This window comes from Myxococcus sp. RHSTA-1-4 (assembly GCF_020037125.1).
In the GTDB taxonomy this organism is placed as follows: domain Bacteria; phylum Myxococcota; class Myxococcia; order Myxococcales; family Myxococcaceae; genus Myxococcus.
Genome location: NZ_JAIQDG010000027.1, coordinates 35275 through 53069 on the forward strand (window position 1 = coordinate 35275; position 17795 = coordinate 53069).

The 17795-nt window shown below is 70.3% G+C and carries 12 protein-coding genes; 6 read left to right on the forward strand and 6 right to left on the reverse strand.

Annotated elements, in window-relative coordinates:
* The first annotated feature begins 102 nt into the window (after positions 1 to 102).
* On the forward strand, positions 103 to 2322 hold the full coding sequence (locus K8638_RS30900) for a M4 family metallopeptidase (protein ID WP_223758264.1): 2220 nt from the start codon (positions 103 to 105) through the stop codon (positions 2320 to 2322).
* 81 nt (positions 2323 to 2403) lie between these two features.
* Here the strand turns inward: K8638_RS30900 and K8638_RS30905 are convergent, their stop codons facing one another.
* On the reverse strand, positions 2404 to 3759 hold the full coding sequence (locus K8638_RS30905) for a sigma-54 dependent transcriptional regulator (protein ID WP_223758265.1): 1356 nt from the start codon (positions 3757 to 3759) through the stop codon (positions 2404 to 2406).
* Between the two features lie 5 nt (positions 3760 to 3764).
* Positions 3765 to 5069: a sensor histidine kinase KdpD gene (locus tag K8638_RS30910; protein ID WP_223758266.1), complete on the reverse strand. Its 1305-nt coding sequence runs from the start codon at positions 5067 to 5069 to the stop codon at positions 3765 to 3767.
* A gap of 500 nt (positions 5070 to 5569) precedes the next feature.
* On the opposite strand from K8638_RS30910, the gene K8638_RS30915 reads away from it, so the two are divergent.
* From K8638_RS30915 to K8638_RS30930, 4 genes are read left to right on the forward strand one after another with little or no spacing between them, the layout of a single operon-like run.
* Positions 5570 to 6898, forward strand: coding sequence for a TolC family protein (locus tag K8638_RS30915; protein ID WP_223758267.1), 1329 nt, complete (start codon positions 5570 to 5572; stop codon positions 6896 to 6898).
* Positions 6895 to 7647, forward strand: a complete 753-nt coding sequence (locus tag K8638_RS30920; protein WP_370644147.1) for an ABC transporter ATP-binding protein — start codon at positions 6895 to 6897, stop codon at positions 7645 to 7647. Before K8638_RS30915 ends, K8638_RS30920 begins: the two co-directional genes overlap by 4 nt.
* Before the next feature lie 45 nt (positions 7648 to 7692).
* Positions 7693 to 9102: an efflux RND transporter periplasmic adaptor subunit gene (locus K8638_RS30925; RefSeq protein WP_223758268.1), complete on the forward strand. Its 1410-nt coding sequence runs from the start codon at positions 7693 to 7695 to the stop codon at positions 9100 to 9102.
* A gap of 14 nt (positions 9103 to 9116) precedes the next feature.
* Positions 9117 to 10322 (forward strand): ABC transporter permease, encoded by a 1206-nt coding sequence (locus K8638_RS30930; RefSeq protein WP_223758269.1) that lies wholly within the window; start codon positions 9117 to 9119, stop codon positions 10320 to 10322.
* Positions 10323 to 10442: 120 nt separating this feature from the next.
* On the opposite strand, the gene K8638_RS30935 is transcribed toward K8638_RS30930, so the two are convergent.
* On the reverse strand, positions 10443 to 11909 hold the full coding sequence (locus tag K8638_RS30935) for a serine hydrolase domain-containing protein (protein ID WP_223758270.1): 1467 nt from the start codon (positions 11907 to 11909) through the stop codon (positions 10443 to 10445).
* Positions 11910 to 12035: 126 nt separating this feature from the next.
* Positions 12036 to 15587 (reverse strand): endopeptidase, encoded by a 3552-nt coding sequence (locus K8638_RS30940; protein WP_223758271.1) that lies wholly within the window; start codon positions 15585 to 15587, stop codon positions 12036 to 12038.
* Between the two features lie 400 nt (positions 15588 to 15987).
* Here K8638_RS30940 and K8638_RS30945 point away from each other — a divergent pair, with 400 nt between their 5' ends.
* The gene (locus K8638_RS30945) at positions 15988 to 16680 is read left to right on the forward strand and encodes a hypothetical protein (RefSeq protein ID WP_223758272.1); all 693 of its coding nucleotides are present in this window, start codon (positions 15988 to 15990) and stop codon (positions 16678 to 16680) included.
* Positions 16681 to 16871: 191 nt separating this feature from the next.
* Here K8638_RS30945 and K8638_RS30950 read toward each other — a convergent pair whose 3' ends face one another.
* Positions 16872 to 17630 carry a DUF5953 family protein gene (locus K8638_RS30950; protein WP_223758273.1) on the reverse strand — a complete coding sequence of 253 codons (759 nt, stop codon included), beginning with the start codon at positions 17628 to 17630 and terminating at the stop codon, positions 16872 to 16874.
* Complete coding sequence (locus K8638_RS44690) at positions 17627 to 17770, reverse strand: DUF6310 domain-containing protein (protein ID WP_255663006.1); 144 nt, start codon at positions 17768 to 17770, stop codon at positions 17627 to 17629. Before K8638_RS44690 ends, K8638_RS30950 begins: the two co-directional genes overlap by 4 nt.
* Between the last annotated feature and the right edge of the window lie 25 nt (positions 17771 to 17795).

Here is a 17795-nt window from a genome sequence, read left to right on the forward strand (position 1 = left end):
CCGGCTCGTCTGTCGGAAAAAGCCACAAATACGCAACTTCCGCTCCAAAACCGAATTGCTCATGTATCCTTGAAGTCCCTCTTCTTCGGAAAGGTCGTGCGCGTGAGCAATCGATTGTTGAGGACGTTCTGCGCGGCGTGGGTTGGCGCCGGGCTCGTGGCCTGTGGCTCGGTGCAGCCGGAGTCGGAGCCGGCGAGCCAGGCGAAGGATGCGGACATCCAGGCCGCGTTGGCCCGCCTGCCCTCGGCCGAGGTGCTCGGCCGCCAGGGAGAGGTGCCCTACTTCATCAAGGGCGACCTGGGCCGGCTGTCCACGGCCACCGGCTCCGCGCAGAAGGCGCGCGAGGCTGGGGGCGAGGCCCGCGAGGCGCTGGGTGACATCGCCGCGGCCTTCCGCCTGCGCAATGACGAACTGGTCTTCCGGCGCTCCTCCGTGGACCCCCAGGGCCACCAGCACCTGCGCTTCCGTCAGCTCCTGAACGGCCTCCCCGTGGTGGGCTCCGAGCTCGTCATCCACGCGGACGCCCAGGGCTTCATCTACGCGGCCAACGGCACCGCCCGCGGCGCCCGGCCGGCGTCCACCGAGCCGAAGGTGGCCTCCGAGGCCGCGCTGAAGGCGGCCGAGCTGGGCTCCAGCGCGCTGCGCGCCACCGCCAGCGGCCCCGCCACCCTGGTCTACCTCTTCCCCGAGGGCTCCGATGAGCCGCGCCTGTCCTGGCAGGTGCGCATCCTCGGCGAGCGCGAGGGCATGCCCGCCGACGACCTCGTCTACGTGGACGCGGAGCGCGGCGCCGTGCTGGCCGTCCACCCGCAGCTCCACTCGGCCCTCAACCGCCGCGTGTACACCGCCAACAACGGCAGCACCACGCCGGGCACGCTGGTCCGCAGTGAGGGCCAGGCTCCCACGGGCGACGCGCACGTGGACATGAACTACGACCAGCTCGGCGTCACCTACAACTGCTACAACACGCTGTTCGGCCGCGACTCGTACGACAACGCGGGCGCGACGCTCATCAGCACCGTCCACTACGGCAGCAACTACGTGAACGCCTACTGGGACGGCACGCAGATGGTGTACGGCGACGGCAACGGCGTGGACTCCATCGAGCTGGGCAAGGACCTGGACGTCACCGTCCACGAGCTGACCCACGCGGTGACGGACACCGAGTCGGACCTCATCTACTCGGGTGAGTCCGGCGGCCTCAACGAGTCCATGTCCGACATCTTCTCCGGCGTGTGCGAGAGCTGGACGCGCGGCTGGGCCACGGACGCGGACGTCTTCAAGGTGGGCGAGGACATCTGGACGCCGAACGTCGCGGGCGATGCGCTGCGCTACATGGACGACCCCGCCGCGGACGACGTCTCGCTGGACTTCTACGGCGACTACTCGTCGGGCGTGGACGTGCACTACAGCTCCGGCATCAGCAACCTGGTGTTCTCGCTGCTGTCCAAGGGCGGCACGCACCCGCGCGGCAAGACGACCATCAACGTGACGGCCATCGGCCCGGAGAAGGCCGGCCGCATCTTCTACAAGGCCAACACGGACCTCTTCACGCCGAGCACCACCTTCGAGCAGGCGAAGACGTACACCGTCCAGGCCGCGCAGGCGCTCGGCTACGACGCGGCCACGGTGCAGGCGGTGTCCGACGCGTGGCTCGCGGTGGGCGTGCCCCCGCCGCCGCCGGTGACGACGCCGCTGACCAACGGCGTGGCGATTACCGGCATCTCCGGCAGCTCGGGCAACAAGAAGTACTACACGCTCGAGGTGCCCGCCGGGCAGCCCAGCCTGAAGTTCGAGACCACCGGCGGCACGGGTGACGCGGACATGTACGTGCGCTTCGGCAGCGTGCCGAACAGCAGCACCTACGACTGCCGCCCGTACACCAGCGGCAACACCGAGACGTGCTCCTTCACCAACCCGCAGGCGGGCACCTGGTACGTGATGCTGAACGGCTTCAGCGCGTACTCGGGCCTGTCGCTCAAGGGCACGTACTCGGGCGGTGGCGGCCCCGGCACGCCGGTGACGGAGACGGCCACCGGCACCGTGGCGCGGAACGAGAACGACAACTTCGGCCCGTACAACGTGGTGGCCGGCACCAGCTTCAGCGTGGTGATGACGGGCTCGGGCAACCCCAACCTGTACGTGCGCTTCGGCTCCGCTCCCACCACCAAGGCCTATGACTGCCGGCCGAACACGTCGGGGGCCTCGGAGACGTGCACGCTGACGGTGCCGGCCGGCCAGTCGTCCGCGTACGTCATGGTCCGTGGCGGCAGCTCGGGTACGGCGACGTACAACCTGACCATCAACTACACGCGGCCGTAGTCGCGGCCAGCGGTGGTTTCAGCGCGGCGGGCGGCTTCCCCCACGGGAGGCCGCCCGTCGTGTTTCGTGGGGCCGCCGCGCTCACTGCATGCCGTAGCGCCGCAGCTTGTCGTAGAGCGTCCGCAGGCCGATGCCCAGCCGCTGGGCGGCGCGCTTGCGGTTGCCGCCCTCGGCCGCGATGGCCTGCTCGATGGCCATGCGCTCCAGCGCCTCCAGCGTCGTGTCCGGCACCCTCCCCCCTTCCGCGGCCGGGGCCGGAGCCGCCACCGGAGCCGCCGCGCCCGTGGGGTCCAGCCACAGGTGGCGTGGCTCCACCACCGGGCCGTCCGCGAGGATGGCCGCGCGCTCCAGCGCGTTGCGCAGCTCGCGCACGTTGCCCGGCCATGGGAAGGCCACCAGGCGCTCGGAGGCCTCGGGCGACAGCCGCAGCCCCGGGCGCCCCAGCTCCTCGCCAATGCGCCGCAGCAACAGCTCCGCCAGCGGGCGCAGGTCCTCGCGCCGCTCCCGCAGCGGGGGCAGGCGGATGGGGAACACCGCGAGCCGGTGGTAGAGGTCCTCGCGGAACTCGCCCCGCGCCATCATCGCCTTGAGGTCGCGGTTGGTGGCGGCCACCCAGCGCACGTCCGCCTCCAGCGTCCGCGTGCCGCCCACCCGCTCGAAGCGCCGCTCCTGGAGCACCCGCAGCAGCTTGGCCTGCAGCTCCGCCTTCAGCTCGCCCACCTCGTCCAGGAAGAAGGTGCCGCCCTGGGCCAGCTCGATGCGCCCGCGCCGCTGGGCCACCGCGCCCGTGAAGGCGCCCTTCTCGTGGCCGAACAGCTCGCTCTCCAGCAGCGTCTCCGTGAGCGCCGCGCAGTTGACGGCCACGAAGGGCCCGTCGGCGCGCTCGCTCCACTGGTGCAGGGCCCTCGCGGCCACCTCCTTGCCGGTGCCGCTCTCGCCCATCAGCAGCACCGTGGCCTGCGTGGGAGCCACCTTGCGCAGGGCCTCCACCACCGGGCTCATGGCCGGCGCGCCCCAGCTCAGCACCACCTCGCCCGCGACCTGGCGGGTCTCCGCCTTCCAGTTGAGCAGCGCGCGGTGCTCCAGCGCCCGCGCCACCGTGAGCCGCAGCTCGGCCGGGCTGCTCACCGGCTTCGTGAGGTACTCGAAGGCGCCCGCCTTCATCGCCGCCACCGCGCTCTCCACCGAGCCCACGGCGGTGAGGACGATGACCTCCACGTCCGGCTGCTCCTCGCGCACCTTGCGCAACAGCGACAGCCCGTCCAGCCCGGGCATCTTCAAGTCGGTCAGGAGCAGGTCCACGCCCTGCTTCGCCAGGAGCCGCGCCGCCTCGTCTCCGTCGGCGGCCGTCGTCACGGAGTGGCCCTCGCACTCCAGCGCCTCGGCCAGGAAGGAGCGCACGCCCTCTTCGTCATCCACCACCAGGATTCGCGCCATGGCTCTCAGCTCCCCTTCGATGGAATGGTGAGGCGGAACTCCGCGCCCCCGCCGTCATGGCCGCGGGCGCGCACCGTGCCGCCGTGCAGCTCGACGATGCGGCGGGTGATGGCCAGCCCCAGGCCGACGCCGCGCACCCTTCCGGTGACGAAGGGCTCGAAGATGCGCTCCTCCTCGCCCGCGGGGATGCCCGGCCCGTAGTCCCTCACGGTGAAGACGAGCGACCTCCCCTCCTGCTCCACGCGCGCCTCCACCCGCTGTCCCGCGGGGCTGGCCTGCACGGCGTTGCGCAGCACGTTCTCCAGCGCCTGCTGCATGCGCCCCGCGTCCAGCGCCCACTGCGTCCTCGCCGGAAGGTAGTGGGCGTCCACGCTCGCCTCGCCCGTGGCCTCCACCGCGGCGCGGAGCACGTCGTTCGGGTCCGCGTCCGCGCGGTGCAGCTCGCCGCTGCGCACGAAGGCCAGCAAGTCATTGAGGAGCTGCTCCAGGCGGACGGCCTCGCCCACGATGCGGTCCGCCTTGGGGTGGAGGGCCTCGTCCCGCTCCACGCGCTCGGCCAGGAGCTGCGCGTGTCCCTTGAGCGAGGCCAGCGGGTTGCGCAGCTCGTGGGCCAGCACCGCGGACATGGTGCCCAGGGCCGCCAGCCGGCGCCCCCGCTCCAACTCCTCCGACATGGCCTCGCGCTGCGCCTGCGAGCGGGTGAAGGCGAAGGCCAGCGCGAGGATGCCCACGCACGACACCACGGCCACGCCCAGCAGCCGCCGCGAGCGGGACTCGAGCTCCAGCGCGGTGAGCGGCTCGAACTCGTACGCGATGCGCAGCACGCGGCGCGGGTCCTGCGCGCGCTCTGCCTCCGCGGGGGGCGGAGGCACCACCGCGCGCACCTCACCGGGCGCGGGGGGCTGCGGCTCGGGGCGTGGCCTCCGCAGCCGATGCATGAGGCGGGCGCGGCCTCCGTCCAGCCGGAGCTGGGGGCCCGGCTCCGGGGTGATGTCTCCCACCGAGCCCTGACCGGCGGAGACCAGCACCCGCGAGTCTTCGAGGATTGCCACGAAGCGGAGCCCACCCGCCTGATGGGCCGCCAGGAAGGCGTCGAGCTCCGCCTGCGTCGGTGGACCTCTATCATTCCGGAAGGCCTCTATCCCGGCGCTCGTCAGGACGGTCGCCATGCCACGAGCCACCAGGGAGTAGGCCTCCTGCGCCGTGCGGCGGCTGAAGAGCGCGGCGGACAGCAGCACCGCGCACATCAGCACCGCCGCCGCCCACGGCATCCAGGGACCGCGCGGACGCCACCGGCCCGCGCCGCTCATCGGTGCCCCTCCTCGGGGTGACTCCAGCTCCTGGGGACTGTCTCGCACACTGCGAACTCTGCATGCGGAGTGCGGAATCCGCACTCCCTTCCCACCGTGAACCACGGCCCGTGGGCTCCACCTCGCTCCGTCGTCTCCAACGTCATGTGCGGCTCTCCTGGGGAAGGAGCGCGACCCGGGGGCCGCAAGCAGGGAGGACGGGCGGGCGCACCGGCCCTCCGCCTCCGTCCGTTGTCCCCTGCCAGTGCAATCACGAGGCCCACGCGCCGGCCCAGTGCGGCGCCGCGCACGCGAGGGGGCTCCAGGGACGGCGCGCGACGCGCGACGCGGTGGTCCGCCGGGCCAACGTGCGGAATCCGCAGTCAGGGTGCGGGCCTCGCAGCGGCGGAGGCAGCATGCCGCGTGATTTCGCTGGGTTGGCTGCTGGCAGGGCGCGTGCAAACGCTCCGTGCGGTATGAGCAAGCTCCCGAGAGCGTGGTTCAAGAATCGGTCTCATCGGATGCTGGCCCTGGGCTTCCTCGGGCTGGCGGCGGCGCCGGAGGTGGCCCTGGCGCAGGCGGCGGAGGCCCAACCTCCGGTGGAGCTCCGGGCGCGGGCGGAGCAGCCGGTGCTGAGCGTCACCCTGGAAGAGGCCATCGCGCGGGCGATGAAGGTGAATCCCCAGGTGGCGCAGGCGGCGGGCACGGTCACCACCTCCGCCGCGGCGGAGCGCAGCGCCTTCGGCGCCTATCTGCCGAGCCTGTCGGCGAACGCCAATGGCTCGCTGGCGAGCACCCAGCGGCTCGACCCCACCACGGGCGCGGTGCTGTCGGGCTCCAATGACACGTACAGCGCGGGCCTGGCGGCCTCGTGGGATGTCTTCACGGGAGGCCAGCGGAGCGCCACCCGCCGGCAGACACGCGCGCAGTCGAATGCCGCCGAGGCCCAGCTCATCGCGCAGCGCTCCACCGCGGTGCTCGACGTGCGGCGCTCCTTCTACGAGGTGCTGCGCGCGGAGGGACTGGAAGAGGTGGCCCGCTCCCGCATCGAGCGGGCGAAGCAGAACGCGGAGGCCGCGGAGCGGCGGCTGTCGGTGGGCTCGGCGACACGCTCGGACGTGCTGCGCTCTCGGCTCGAGCTGACGACGGCGCGCGAGTCCCTCCTCTCTGCGCAGACGCAGCGCACGTCGGCGGCGCTCGCGCTGGGGCGTCTCATCGGCGTGGACGGCCCGGTGGACGCGAAGCCGCTGGAGGACCTGGAGCCGAAGGCGCTGGCGCTCACGGAGGACGCGCTGGTGGACGAAATCACGGCATCGGCCCCGTCGGTGCTCGCGGCGGAGGCGGACCTGCGGGCCTCCGAGGCGGGCGTGGGCGCGGCGAAGTCGGAGTACCTGCCCACGGTGCGGCTGTCCGGAGGCTACGACTGGTTCAACCAGGACCTGGCCCTGACGGGCGGGCAGACGAGCTGGTCCGTGCGGCTGGGCCTCTCCTACCCCATCTTCGACGGCTTCCTGCGCGAGGAGCGCGTGGTGCGCGCGAAGACGCAGGCCTCGGTGTCACAGGTGGGGCTGGCGGACACGCGGCGCGCGGTGCGCTCCAGCGTCGGGCAGTCGCTGAGCCAGCTCCGCCTCGCGTCGGAGCGCATCACCTTCGCCCAGGAGTCCGTGGAGGTGGCGAAGGAGGACGTGAAGGTGCAGCAGGAGCGCTACCGCCTGGGGGCCACCACCATCCTGGAGCTGCTGACGTCGCAGGAGAGCCTCGTCCAGGCGGAGATCGACCTCGTCGCCGCCCGCTTCGACTACCAGCTTGCCCGCGCCGAGCTGGAGGCGCTGGCCGGGAGGCCGCTGTGAGCACTTCCACGAACCCCCCGGCGGGAACGGCCCCGGCACAGGCGGTGGGCCGGGACATCTCGGACGTGGTCATCCGCGTCGAGGGACTGCGCAAGGACTACAAGATGGGCTCGGAGGTGGTGCGCGCGCTGCGGGGCGTGGATGTCATCATCCGCCGCAACGAGTACGTGGCCGTCATGGGCCCGTCCGGCTCCGGCAAGTCCACCTTCATGAACCTCATCGGCTGCCTGGACGTGCCCACCGCCGGGCAGTACTGGCTCAACGGGCAGCCGGTGGCGGGCATGTCCGAGGCCGCGCTCGCGCGCATCCGCAACCGGGAGCTGGGCTTCGTCTTCCAGAGCTTCAACCTGCTGCCCCGAGCCTCCGCGCTGGACAACGTGGCGCTGCCGCTCATCTACGCGCGCGTGCCGAAGAAGGAGCGGCGCGAGCGCGCGGCGGCGATGCTGGAGAAGGTGGGCCTGGGCGAGCGCAAGGACCACCGGCCCAACGAGCTGTCCGGCGGCCAGCGCCAGCGCGTGGCCATTGCCCGCGCGCTGGTGACGCAGCCGGCGCTGCTGCTGGCGGACGAGCCGACGGGCGCGCTCGACAGCCGCACGGGCGAGGAGATCATGGCCCTCTTCGGCGAGCTTCACGCTCAGGGCCAGACGCTGATGCTGGTGACGCATGAGTCGGACATCGCGGCATATGCGCAGCGGGTGCTGTTCCTGAAGGACGGCGTCATCGAGCGAGACGAGCGGAAGCGGGACTGAATCGGTCCGCGCTCCCGCGCGGCGACCTGGAATTGGAGGAACGTCGTGAGCAAGACGAAGAAGTGGGTCATCTCGGGCGCCGTGGCGGTCCTGCTCGGAGCGGGGGGGGTGTACACCACCACGCGAGGTGGAGAGCCGCAGGCGCAGGAGCGCTCGGCCTCGGTGGCGGTGGTGGAGCGGCGGGACATGGAGGTGGTGGCGGAGTCCTCCGGACTCGTGGAGCCCCTTCGCGTGGTGGAGGTGAAGTCCAAGGCGTCCGGTGAAGTCCTCCGCGTCCACTTCGACACCGGGGACAAGGTGGAGAAGGACGCGCTGCTGGCGGAGATCGACCCGCGGGACGTGCAGAACGCGCTGGCCCAGGCCCAGGCGGACGTGGAGTCCGCGCGGGTGAAGCTGAACACCACGGAGGCCCAGCGCCTGCGCCTGGAGGAGCTGCGCAAGTCCGGCTACGTCACCCAGCAGGAGTACGAGACGGCGGTGGACGCCGCCGCCACCGCGCGGGCGTCGAAGGTCCGTGCGGAGACGAACCTGCAGCTCGCCCGTGAGCGCAGCCGGGACGTCACCATCCGCGCGCCCATCGCCGGCACCCTGCTGGAGCGGCAGATCCAACCGGGGCTCATCATCGCCTCCGCCACGTCCAACGTGTCCGGCGGCACCACGCTCTTCAAGATGGCGGACCTGTCGGTGATGCAGGTGCGCGCCAAGGTGGACGAGACGGACGTGGGGCAGATCAAGCCCGGCCAGCGGGCGCGCGTGACGATGGAGGCGTACCCGGGCCGCACCTTCGTGGGCGAGGTGGTGAAGGTGGAGCCCCAGGCCGTAATCGAGCAGAACGTCACCCTCTTCCCGGTGCTCGTGCGGCTGGACAACTCCGAGGGGCTGCTGCGGCCGGGGATGAACTCGGAGGTATCCATCGAGATCTCCCGGCGGCGCGACGCCATCACCGTGCCGAACGCGGCGGTGGCGAGCCTGCGCGACGCCCGGTCCGCGGCGGCGGCCGTCGGCGTCTCGGAGGAGGCGGTGCGCGCGGTGATGCGGCCGGCGGGCGCGGGCGGTGCCGCACAGGGCGATGCCGCGGCGGGTGCCACCGGAGCCGGGGCGATGGGAACAATCGTGCCCGCCGCGGCCGGAGCCGGTGGAGGCTCGGGCCAGGGCAGTTGGGGCGGAAGCCGTGGTGGACAGGGCGCGCGCGAAGGTCGGCAGGCCCCGGGAGACACGCGGCCGGGCATCGTCTTCGTGCAGGGCCCGAAGGGGCTGGAGCCCCGGCGCGTGGTGCTCGGGCTGAGTGACTGGGAGAGCTCGGAGGTGGTGAGCGGGCTGGAGCCTGGCGAGCAGGTGCTGCTCATCTCCGTCGCCCAGCTCAAGCAGCAACAGCAGCGGAGCAACGAGCGGATGCGCCAGATGGCGGGCGGAATGATGGGCGCGGGCGGCGCGCCCCGTGGCGGAGCGCGGTAGAGGGAGGCCAGGTCATGGGAGAAATCATCCGGGTCGCGTTCGACGCGGTCCTCGCCAACAAGCTCCGGTCGCTGCTGACGATGCTGGGCATCGTCATCGGCATCGCCGCGGTCATCACCATGGTCGCGCTGGGTGAAGGCGCGCAACGCTCCGTGGCGCAGCGGCTGCAAACACTCGGCACCAACGTCCTCACAGTGCGCCCCGGGCAGGCCTTCCAGGGCGGCCTGGGCCGGGGACAGGCGTCGATGGCCGTGGATGACGCGGAAGCGCTGCGCGAGAACCCGCGCTACGTCCAGGCCGTCGCTCCGGAAATCGAGTCGCGATTCCAGGTGGAGTACGGCGCCAGCAACGCCAACCTGTCCGTCGTGGGAACGTGGCCGTCCTACTTCGACATCAACCAGGGCACGGTGGTCCAGGGCCGCCTCTTCACGGACGCGGAGGACCGGGGCCGCCGCCGGGTGGTGGTGCTCGGCGCGCTCGCGGGCACCCAGCTCGGGCTGAAGGACTCGTCGTCACTGGTGGGAGAGACCCTCCGCATCCGCGGCATCCCCTTCGAGGTCATCGGCGTGCTGGCGGAGAAGGGAGCCCAGGGCTTCTCCAACCCGGACGAGAGCCTCTACATCCCCCTGGCCACCGCCCAGTTCCGGGTGATGGGCACCGACCGCATCCGCTCCATCGCCGTGCAGGCGGTGGACGAGAAGTCCATGGACAATGCGATGGCGGAGATAGACCTGGTGCTCCGGCGCGAGCACCGGCTGCGGCCGGAGGAGCAGGCCGACTTCAACATCCGCGACCAGGCCTCGCTGCTCACCACCATGCAGGAGACCACGCAGACCTTCTCCCTGCTGCTGGCCGGCATCGCCGCCATCTCCCTGCTCGTGGGCGGCATCGGCATCATGAACATCATGCTCGTGTCGGTGACGGAGCGGACGCGGGAGATCGGCCTGCGCAAGGCGCTGGGCGCCACCGGCATGGACATCCTGCTCCAGTTCCTCGTGGAGTCGCTGGTGCTGTGTCTGGCCGGTGGCACGCTCGGGCTGCTGCTGGGCGTGGGCGGCGCCGCGGTGCTTCAACGGGTCGCGGGCTGGAGCGTGGTCGTCGCTCCCGAGGCCATCGTCGTGGCCATCGCCTTCTCCGCGTCCGTGGGCGTGTTCTTCGGCATCTGGCCCGCCCGGCGCGCGGCGAGCCTCGCTCCCATCGAGTCGCTGCGGTACGAGTAGCGAGGCCGGCCCGCCGCACCCATGGCGGCGGGCCTGGACCGCGGGGCTCACTCCGTGACGTAGACCGAGGAGCGGTCTGGGGCGCAGGCGCCGGGCGCGTGTCTCCACCCCGGCCCGGAGCTACTTCGCGGCGCCTCCCGCCTTCTCCAGCCGCTTGACGGTCTCCGCCGCGTTCACATTGGAGGGGTCCAGCTCCAGGGCGCGGCGATAGTTCACGAGCGCCTGCTCCTTGTTCCCGCTCACCAGGTACGCCTCACCCAGGCTGTCATGGGGATTTCCACTGTTGGGAAACATCTCCACGTTCAGCTTGAAAATTTCAATCGCATCCAACGCTCTCCCGGACATGAGCAGCCGGTAGCCGACGCCGTTGAGCTGCCCTTCGGAGAAGTCGTACTCGGCCGCCTTCGTCGCCTTCAGCGCCTTGTAGCGGGCGATTCCCTCCGCCACGGGCGCCTTGTCGAGAGCCTCCAGCACGGCCTCGGCGACGGGCTTCCGGGGCTGCTGGGGCTTGATGCCGTGCAGGATGCTCAGCAGCCCGCGCGCGAGCGCATCGAGCTTGTCGCCGCGCGACGTGTTGTCCAGGAGGACGACCAGCTCCTTGCGCTCCGGTGCCCGGACGAGCAGCGAGCTGAAGCCGTTGATGCCCCCATCGTGGAGGGTGGTGGAGACCTCCGTCTTGCCATCGTCCAGCTTGAAGGGCCGCACCTCCCAGCCATAGCCGTACTGGCTCAGCCCCGGGGTGAACATCCGCTGCTTCAGCGGCGCGGGCAGCAGCGTGTCCGTGTAGAGCGCCCTGTCCCAGAGGTAGAGGTCCTCCACCGTGGAGTACAGCGAGCCGGAGGCATAGGGAATCGACATGTCCAGGTAGGGCGCGTTGACGTACCCGTCGGGCCCGAGCTGATACCCGCTCGCGCGCTTCGGGAGCACCGCCATGGTGACGTCGTAGCCGGAGTTCTTCATCCCCAGCGGGGCGAAGATGCGCTGCCGCACCGCCTCCGCGTACGGCATCCCGGTGACCTTCTCGATGATGGCGCCGAGCAGGTGGTAGCCGGAGTTGCTGTACGCCCACTTCGTGCCGGGCTCGAACTCGAGGTCGCCGCTGGCGAACTTCTTCACGAACTCCGCCACCGGATAGGGATTGCGCGACTCGCGCTGGAAGAACTCGGGCGTCGTGTAGCTCGGGATGCCGGAGGTGTGGTTGAGCAGATGGGCAATGGTGACGCGGCTGCCCGTGTCCTTGCGGTAGTCCGGCAGGTGCGTCGTGAGGGTGTCGTCGAGCTTGAGCTTGCCCTCGGCGACGAGCTGCATGACGACCGTCGCCGTGAAGGGCTTGGTGACGGACGCGATGCGGAACTTCGTGTCCGTCGTGTTGGGCACCTGCCATTCGAGGTTCGCCTGGCCGTAGCCCTTCTTGAAGATGATGCCCTTCTCGCCGGCGACGAGCACCGCCCCGTTGAACTGGCGCAACTGGTGGTACTTCGCGACGAGCCGGTCGAGCTCCTGCTGCCGCGACGCGGCTTCGGCGGCGGGCACGGCCAGCGCGAACACCAGGAGCACGCCCGCGGCGCGTGCATTGAGCCATTTCATTCGAACCCCCTGCGTAGGTGGAGACCCGGTTGGACGGGGCCCCACCCTCTTCCCACAGGGGGAACAGCACGCACAAGAAGCCCGCCCGGTCATCAGGCGACCGGGCGGGCTGGGGCACGGCCGGGGTTAGCGAGTGGCTCTCGCCCGCCCCTGCTTGGACGGCTTCGGAGCGTCGCCCGAGGCCACCGCGGCCGCCACGCCGAAGACGACGTCGTCGTGGTCATCGTAGATGCCGAAGCTGCAGCTCGCCTGCAGGCTGCTGGCCTCCACGAACTGCGCCCGGATGGCGTGCTGCCCGGCGCCGCTTCCCACGGTGAAGGTGTGGCTGAACGTCTGCGCGCCGCTGGCGGTGCAGGCCAGACCCGTGGCGAGCGACGACCACGTCGGAAGGCCCGGGGTCGGCGTGTAGTACAGGTTCAGCTTGTCCGTGGCGTCGTAGCACCAGACCGTCACGTCCACCTTCACCTGCTTGCCCGGGGTGATGGGCCCACCGTCCACGCTCTTGAGCACGACGCGGTCGATGCTCTCGTCGAAGTGGTAGAAGCCCCACGGGCCATCCGGGCAGCCATCGAGCGTGTTGGGTTCGTTGGGCTCGGCCCCGAGGAACTGGCTGCCACGGCTGTTCACGATGGTGCCCGTGTCGCACCCGCACCCGGTGCCGCAGACCGGCGTCCCGAGCGAGGCGTCATAGGAGGCGAGCGCCACCGTGCACGTGCCACCCTCCTGGGTGTTGAAGCTGAAGGGGGCGCTGTAGCTGCCCGCGCCGCAGCCATTCACCGCGCGGGCCCGCCAGTAGTACCGGCTGCTCGCGGTGAGCGCGGGGGAGACGGTCCACGTGCTGGTCGCGAGTGCCGTGGCCGAGCGCACCACGTTGGTGAAGCCGGAGTCCGAGGCCACCTGCACCTCGTAGGAGGTCGCCCCCGTCACGTCGCTCCAGTCGAGCACCGGGGACAGCGCGACGCCCTCCGCCGTGTCCGCGGGGCTCGCCAGGGCCGGGCTCGCCGGCGGGGTGCACGTCTGGTCCGTGGTGGTGAAGCGGAAGGCGGCGCTGTAGGTCCCGTTGGCGCAGTTGTTCACCGCGCGGACGCGCCAGAAGTACTGGGTGTTCGCCGTGAGCGCGGACGGGACGGTCCACGTGGAGCCCACCGTCGTGCCGGAGCGCACCACGTTGGTGAAGGCGGAGTCCGTGGCCACCTGCACCTCGTAGGAGGTGGAGCCCGCCACGTCCGCCCAGTCGAGCGCCGGGGCCAGCGCGACGCCCGTGGCCCCGTCCGCCGGAGCGGAGAGCGTGGCCACGCCGGGCGGCGTGCAGGGCCCACCCGGCGTCGCGCAGACACAGGCCGCGGCCGGGCCGTAGCAGGCGCTGGAGCTGGCCGGGACGACCGAGTAGCAGTACCGCCGGTCGTTGGCGACCTCGCCGTCGGTGTACGCGGTGCCGGTGACGGTGGCCACCTTCGCCTTGCCGAAGTCGCAGCCGGCGTAGCCCTCCGTCTTCATCACCCAGTACTCGCTGGCGCCGGCCACCGCATTCCAGCTCAGGGCCACCTGCCCGTCGCTGCCGGTGGCGGTGGCGGTGGGCGCGGCGCTCGGACCGCTCGCGCAGCCCGAGTTGGCCGGAGCGGGCGTGTTGCAGGCGATGCCGTGGCGGTTGAACGCGGCATGGATGGCCGTCATGTGCGGCGTGCCGTCGTTCAGGTTGCCGTTGTCGTCGTCCGCGGCCAGCCACTGCATGTAGCCGTGGCTCGCGCCGCAGCCATCCGAGGTGCCCGCGGTGCAGTTGCAGGCGTGCCACGAGCCGATGTTGCCGCTGCCCTGGTAGAAGATCTTGTTGCCGATGATGAAGGCGGTGTTCGAGTCGTAGTTGAACGGAGGCGCCTGGAGGTCCCTCGCCACCAGGTCCCACGCGGCCTGGCGGGCGGGCGCGGCGGCGCAGTGCACCTGGCGGCCGCAGGGGCCGGTGCTGGAGCTGCACTTCGTGCACACGAAGTTCTGCGGCGTGGCCGGCGTCTGGTTGGCGTGGGCCATGTAGTCCGCGTCGCGCACGCCCGAGCACTTCGTGTTGCACCAGGCCGCGCCCGTCTGGGCCTCGTTCTGGTTGTAGCCGGTGCCGTCCGGCGTCTTGCCGCAGCCGCGGTCGCTGGTGTGGAAGAAGCCGTAGCCCACGCAGGAGGCCTGCAGGCGGTAGATGGACGCGATGTCCGCGTAGCCCTCGGAGGAGTTGCTGAGGGCGCCGCCGGAGTCGAAGTCATCCATGCCGTGGCCCCACTCGTGGTCGAACACGGCGGCGATTTCGCCCGTGTTCCGGCACCCGCCGCCGCTCCGGTAGAAGTTGATGGTGGAGCCGTTCCAGAAGGCGTTGCAGGTGCTGTTGATGTTGACATTGGCGGTGAGCTGGCCCTGCAGCCAGGTGTTGTTGGGGAGCCAGCCGCGGGCCAGCTCGGCGATGCGGTTCACCTCGTAGAAGGCGGAGCGCGATGCCGGCGTGTTGCCCGCCCCGCCGCCACCCGTGGTGCAGTCATGCTGGCCGTTGGTGCCTCCCATCTGGACGTTGCCGGTGGAGGAGCTGAAGCTGACGGAGCCGCAGGTGTCGCTGACGCGGACGTACTTGCCGGCCAGGGTGGTGGTGACGTTGCCGGAGCTGTAGTTGAAGACACCGGCGCCGTCCGTGAAGTTGTTGGGCGACGCGAGGCCCGTGTTGGCCCACGGCATGGGCGTGTCGACCTGCATGGTTCCGCACGCCTCGTTCTGGGTGCAGATCTCCGTGCTGGTCAGTGGGTAGATGCCGCCCTTGATGGTGGCGTCCAGGTAGTGGTTGTCGTCCTCGAGGGCCAGCACCTCACCGGTGTGGGCGTCCACCGTCACCTTCCAGCGCTCCTGCTCACCGGGGTTCTGGAAGCCGTAGGTCCACACGAGTTGGTGGCGGTAGCCCTCGCCGAAGCCCTTGGCGTCGGCGTTGGCCAGGGGGGCGAGCTCCAGCTCGGGCTGCATCCAGAGCTGGCCCGGAGTCTCCAGGAGCCCGAAGCGCTCGCCGCCGGCCGTCAGCGCCTGCTGCGCGGCCAGGGTGGGCTTCGTGGAAGCGGTGGCGTTGCTCCAGGCCTCGGTGCCGATGAGCACGAGGTTGCCGTGGTTGATGGTGGCCACGAGCCGGCCGTGGCGGACGGGGATGCCCTGGAGCTGCTGCGGGATGAGGACGTGCCAGAGCGTGTCGGTGACCTGCGTCACGCGGGGCTCACCGAGCTGGAGCAGGTCCACGCCCAGGGCGGCCTGGTTGTCGCTGATGAACTTGAAGAGCAGGTCCGCGACGACGGCCTCGTCCACCTTCCCCACGGAGCGGCCGAGCTGCTGGTGGACGGTGGAGAGGGTGACCTTGTTCCCCACGCCCGTGCCGGGGATGAGGGGGATGGCGCCCTGGATGGCGGAGGGCGTGCCGGTCAGCGGATCCAGGTACACGTGGAAGTCGCGGCCATTGCGCGCGAAGAAGTCGTCCCAGGCGCTCGGCCCGAGGCGCTCGAGGTGGACGCGCGCCTCCTCCAGGGGCACGTTGGAGATGGGGAGGTATAGCTCGGGCTTGAAGAAGGCCTGACTCGCCAGCGTGCTCTGCTGGGAGGGCTGGAAGGCCCAGCCCAGCGCGCTGAGACACAACGCGAGACAGGCGACCCACTTCGACGCGTGGCGCATGCGGTTCTCCTCTGGAGAGGCGCCCCACACCGGGAGCGCGTCCCCAGTCGAACCCGCCGTGCGTCGTGACAGAAACGTTATTTTCAGGAGATGTTATCTGGGCCAGTAAGGCGGATTTAACGGCTATTTACGATATTCACTGGTTGACACTGGCTCGCTCGCTCCGCGCCCGCGACAACACCGTCGGCGGTGCGGAGTTCAAGGACACCGTCCTGTTCTCTCCAAGTTGGACGAGGACTGACAGTGATGACATCCGCGGGATGACTTGACGCCAATGACAGATATCCAGACATGCAAATGCACGCAGCATCCGGTAGCGCCCCCCGAGGCGTGAGCGTATAGCTGCATCGTTTCGTCAGCAGCCTTGGCGACCTTCTTCAACCCCAAGGAGAACCCACCCATGAAGAAGCGCAATGCCATCGCGGGTTGGACCGCGGCCGCCAGCATGGTCCTGGCAGCCGGTGTCACCGCACACGCCCAGACCTCGAAGGAGCGCAAGATGCCAGCAGCCAGTGCCGCCCAGACCGCCAGGACGACCGCCTCGTTCAGTGGCTTGACGCCCGAGGGGTACAAGCAGGTCTCCACGAGAGAGGTCACCGTCGATGGAGAGCGCGCCACCCTGACCCGCTTCGAGCGGCAGGACGGGCGCAACACGGGGCTCGGCGGTGAGCACTTCAGCCTGGTGGTCAACGAGGCCGGCCTGCTGAAGGGCTTCGCGCACATGGACCTCGCCTACGAGAGCGACAAGCTGCCCTCCCGGGAGCGCACCCGGGAGATCGCCATGAGCTTCCTGAAGGAGTACGCGCCCGACCTGCTGCCGCGCATGGAGATCAGCTGGATCGAGCCCCATGACGAGCCGGTCCGTGTCACGCGCCAGGGGCGCCCGGAGCTCGTCACCGTGACGGGAATGAAGGTCAAGATGCGCAACACCGAGGACGGTCGCTGGTTCTGGGTCATCGTCGGGACGAACGAGAAGGTCATGGTGTTCGAGCGCGACATCGTGTGGATCACCATGCCCGGCCACCGTCAGACGGAGAAGTGGCTCCACGACAGCTGGCTGGCCGCGCGGGATTCGAAGAAGTCGGCGCGCTGAGCGGCAGCGGAGCCGCCGAGGAGAGCGCGGCCGCGCGCAAGACGAAGTCGAAGCGCTGAGCCGAACGCCGGGGCGGCGGACTCGCGGAACCCGTCCGCTGTCCCGGTCCAAATTCCCGCGCTTCCTCGTGAACGCCAACAAGCTCCAGCTCGGCCCCGGTGGTGCGCGCCAGGGGACGCGCAGCAGTCCCCTCAGCGCGGAGTGACACGCCCGCCGATCTCCGGGAAGCGCTCGTAGGCCCGCTTAAGCGCGTCCAAGTGGGCGCGGTCATCGAGATGAAGCGGTGCCTCCGTGAGCTGCACCACCCACCCGCCCGATGCCGTGCGCCGCGCCCGCGAGAGCAGCTCGGCGTCGCGCGAGGGGTCTGGGAATCCGATGGCGCGTGCGGCAGCGGCAGACCAATAGTTCAGCCACCCGAGGTAAAAAGGAATCTCGGGCGAGCGGATGTGCTCGAAGAGCTTCAGGGCGGGCAGCCCCCGGCGTGGGGACGGCGGCCCCCCCTGCGTGGGTGCTGTCTGATACGCGATATCCACCGCAGCGTCGTATGGCGTCGCGCGCCCCCACAGCGCACACGCCCCCTCCGCCACGCTCTCAAGCACCGCCGCCGCTGACGCGCTCACGCGCTCGTCCAGTGGCAGTTCCGCATGCACCTCAAACAGGGGCTGACCGCCTGGGCTGAAAAGTCCATCTCTTCCACTACCATTAACCGTCACGGGGTAGCTCTCGTCCCCATTGCACAGGATAGGGAATTTCCCGTCCCGCGTCTTTTCTGCGAGCCACGCATCGCGCTGCGGCAATGCGATGGGACGCCCGCTGTCGGAGATCCGCCACTCCAGGCGCAAGCCGGGGAGCGCCTTTTCCATCCCATGGACGATATCGAGCGTCCGACGGTCGTTGCCCACCAGAGCAGGCGCGTAGACGATGATGCCGAGGCTGCTTTGCGTCGTCATCGTTTGCACCCCGTGACGACGATATTGAGGGACTGATCCCGTTCCAGCAGCGCCTCTTTGTGCGCTTGGGTGCTCACCCCAATCATGTAGCCATATCCGCATGCCGCCGCAGCTCTTCGCTCCTCTCTTATCTGCTCCATTTCCTTCTCGATCTCCCGGAACCTG

Excerpts from the sequence above, each read along its gene's own strand:
- K8638_RS30905 (WP_223758265.1), bottom strand. The coding sequence starts at position 3,759 with ATGGCGCGAATCCTGGTGGTGGATGACGAAGAGGGCGTGCGCTCCTTC.
- K8638_RS30910 (WP_223758266.1), bottom strand. The coding sequence starts at position 5,069 with ATGAGCGGCGCGGGCCGGTGGCGTCCGCGCGGTCCCTGGATGCCGTGG.
- K8638_RS30915 (WP_223758267.1), top strand. The coding sequence starts at position 5,570 with ATGCTGGCCCTGGGCTTCCTCGGGCTGGCGGCGGCGCCGGAGGTGGCC.
- K8638_RS30930 (WP_223758269.1), top strand. The coding sequence starts at position 9,117 with ATGGGAGAAATCATCCGGGTCGCGTTCGACGCGGTCCTCGCCAACAAG.
- K8638_RS30935 (WP_223758270.1), bottom strand. The coding sequence starts at position 11,909 with ATGAAATGGCTCAATGCACGCGCCGCGGGCGTGCTCCTGGTGTTCGCG.
- K8638_RS30940 (WP_223758271.1), bottom strand. The coding sequence starts at position 15,587 with ATGCGCCACGCGTCGAAGTGGGTCGCCTGTCTCGCGTTGTGTCTCAGC.
- K8638_RS30945 (WP_223758272.1), top strand. The coding sequence starts at position 15,988 with ATGAAGAAGCGCAATGCCATCGCGGGTTGGACCGCGGCCGCCAGCATG.
- K8638_RS30950 (WP_223758273.1), bottom strand. The coding sequence starts at position 17,630 with ATGACGACGCAAAGCAGCCTCGGCATCATCGTCTACGCGCCTGCTCTG.
- K8638_RS44690 (WP_255663006.1), bottom strand. The coding sequence starts at position 17,770 with ATGGAGCAGATAAGAGAGGAGCGAAGAGCTGCGGCGGCATGCGGATAT.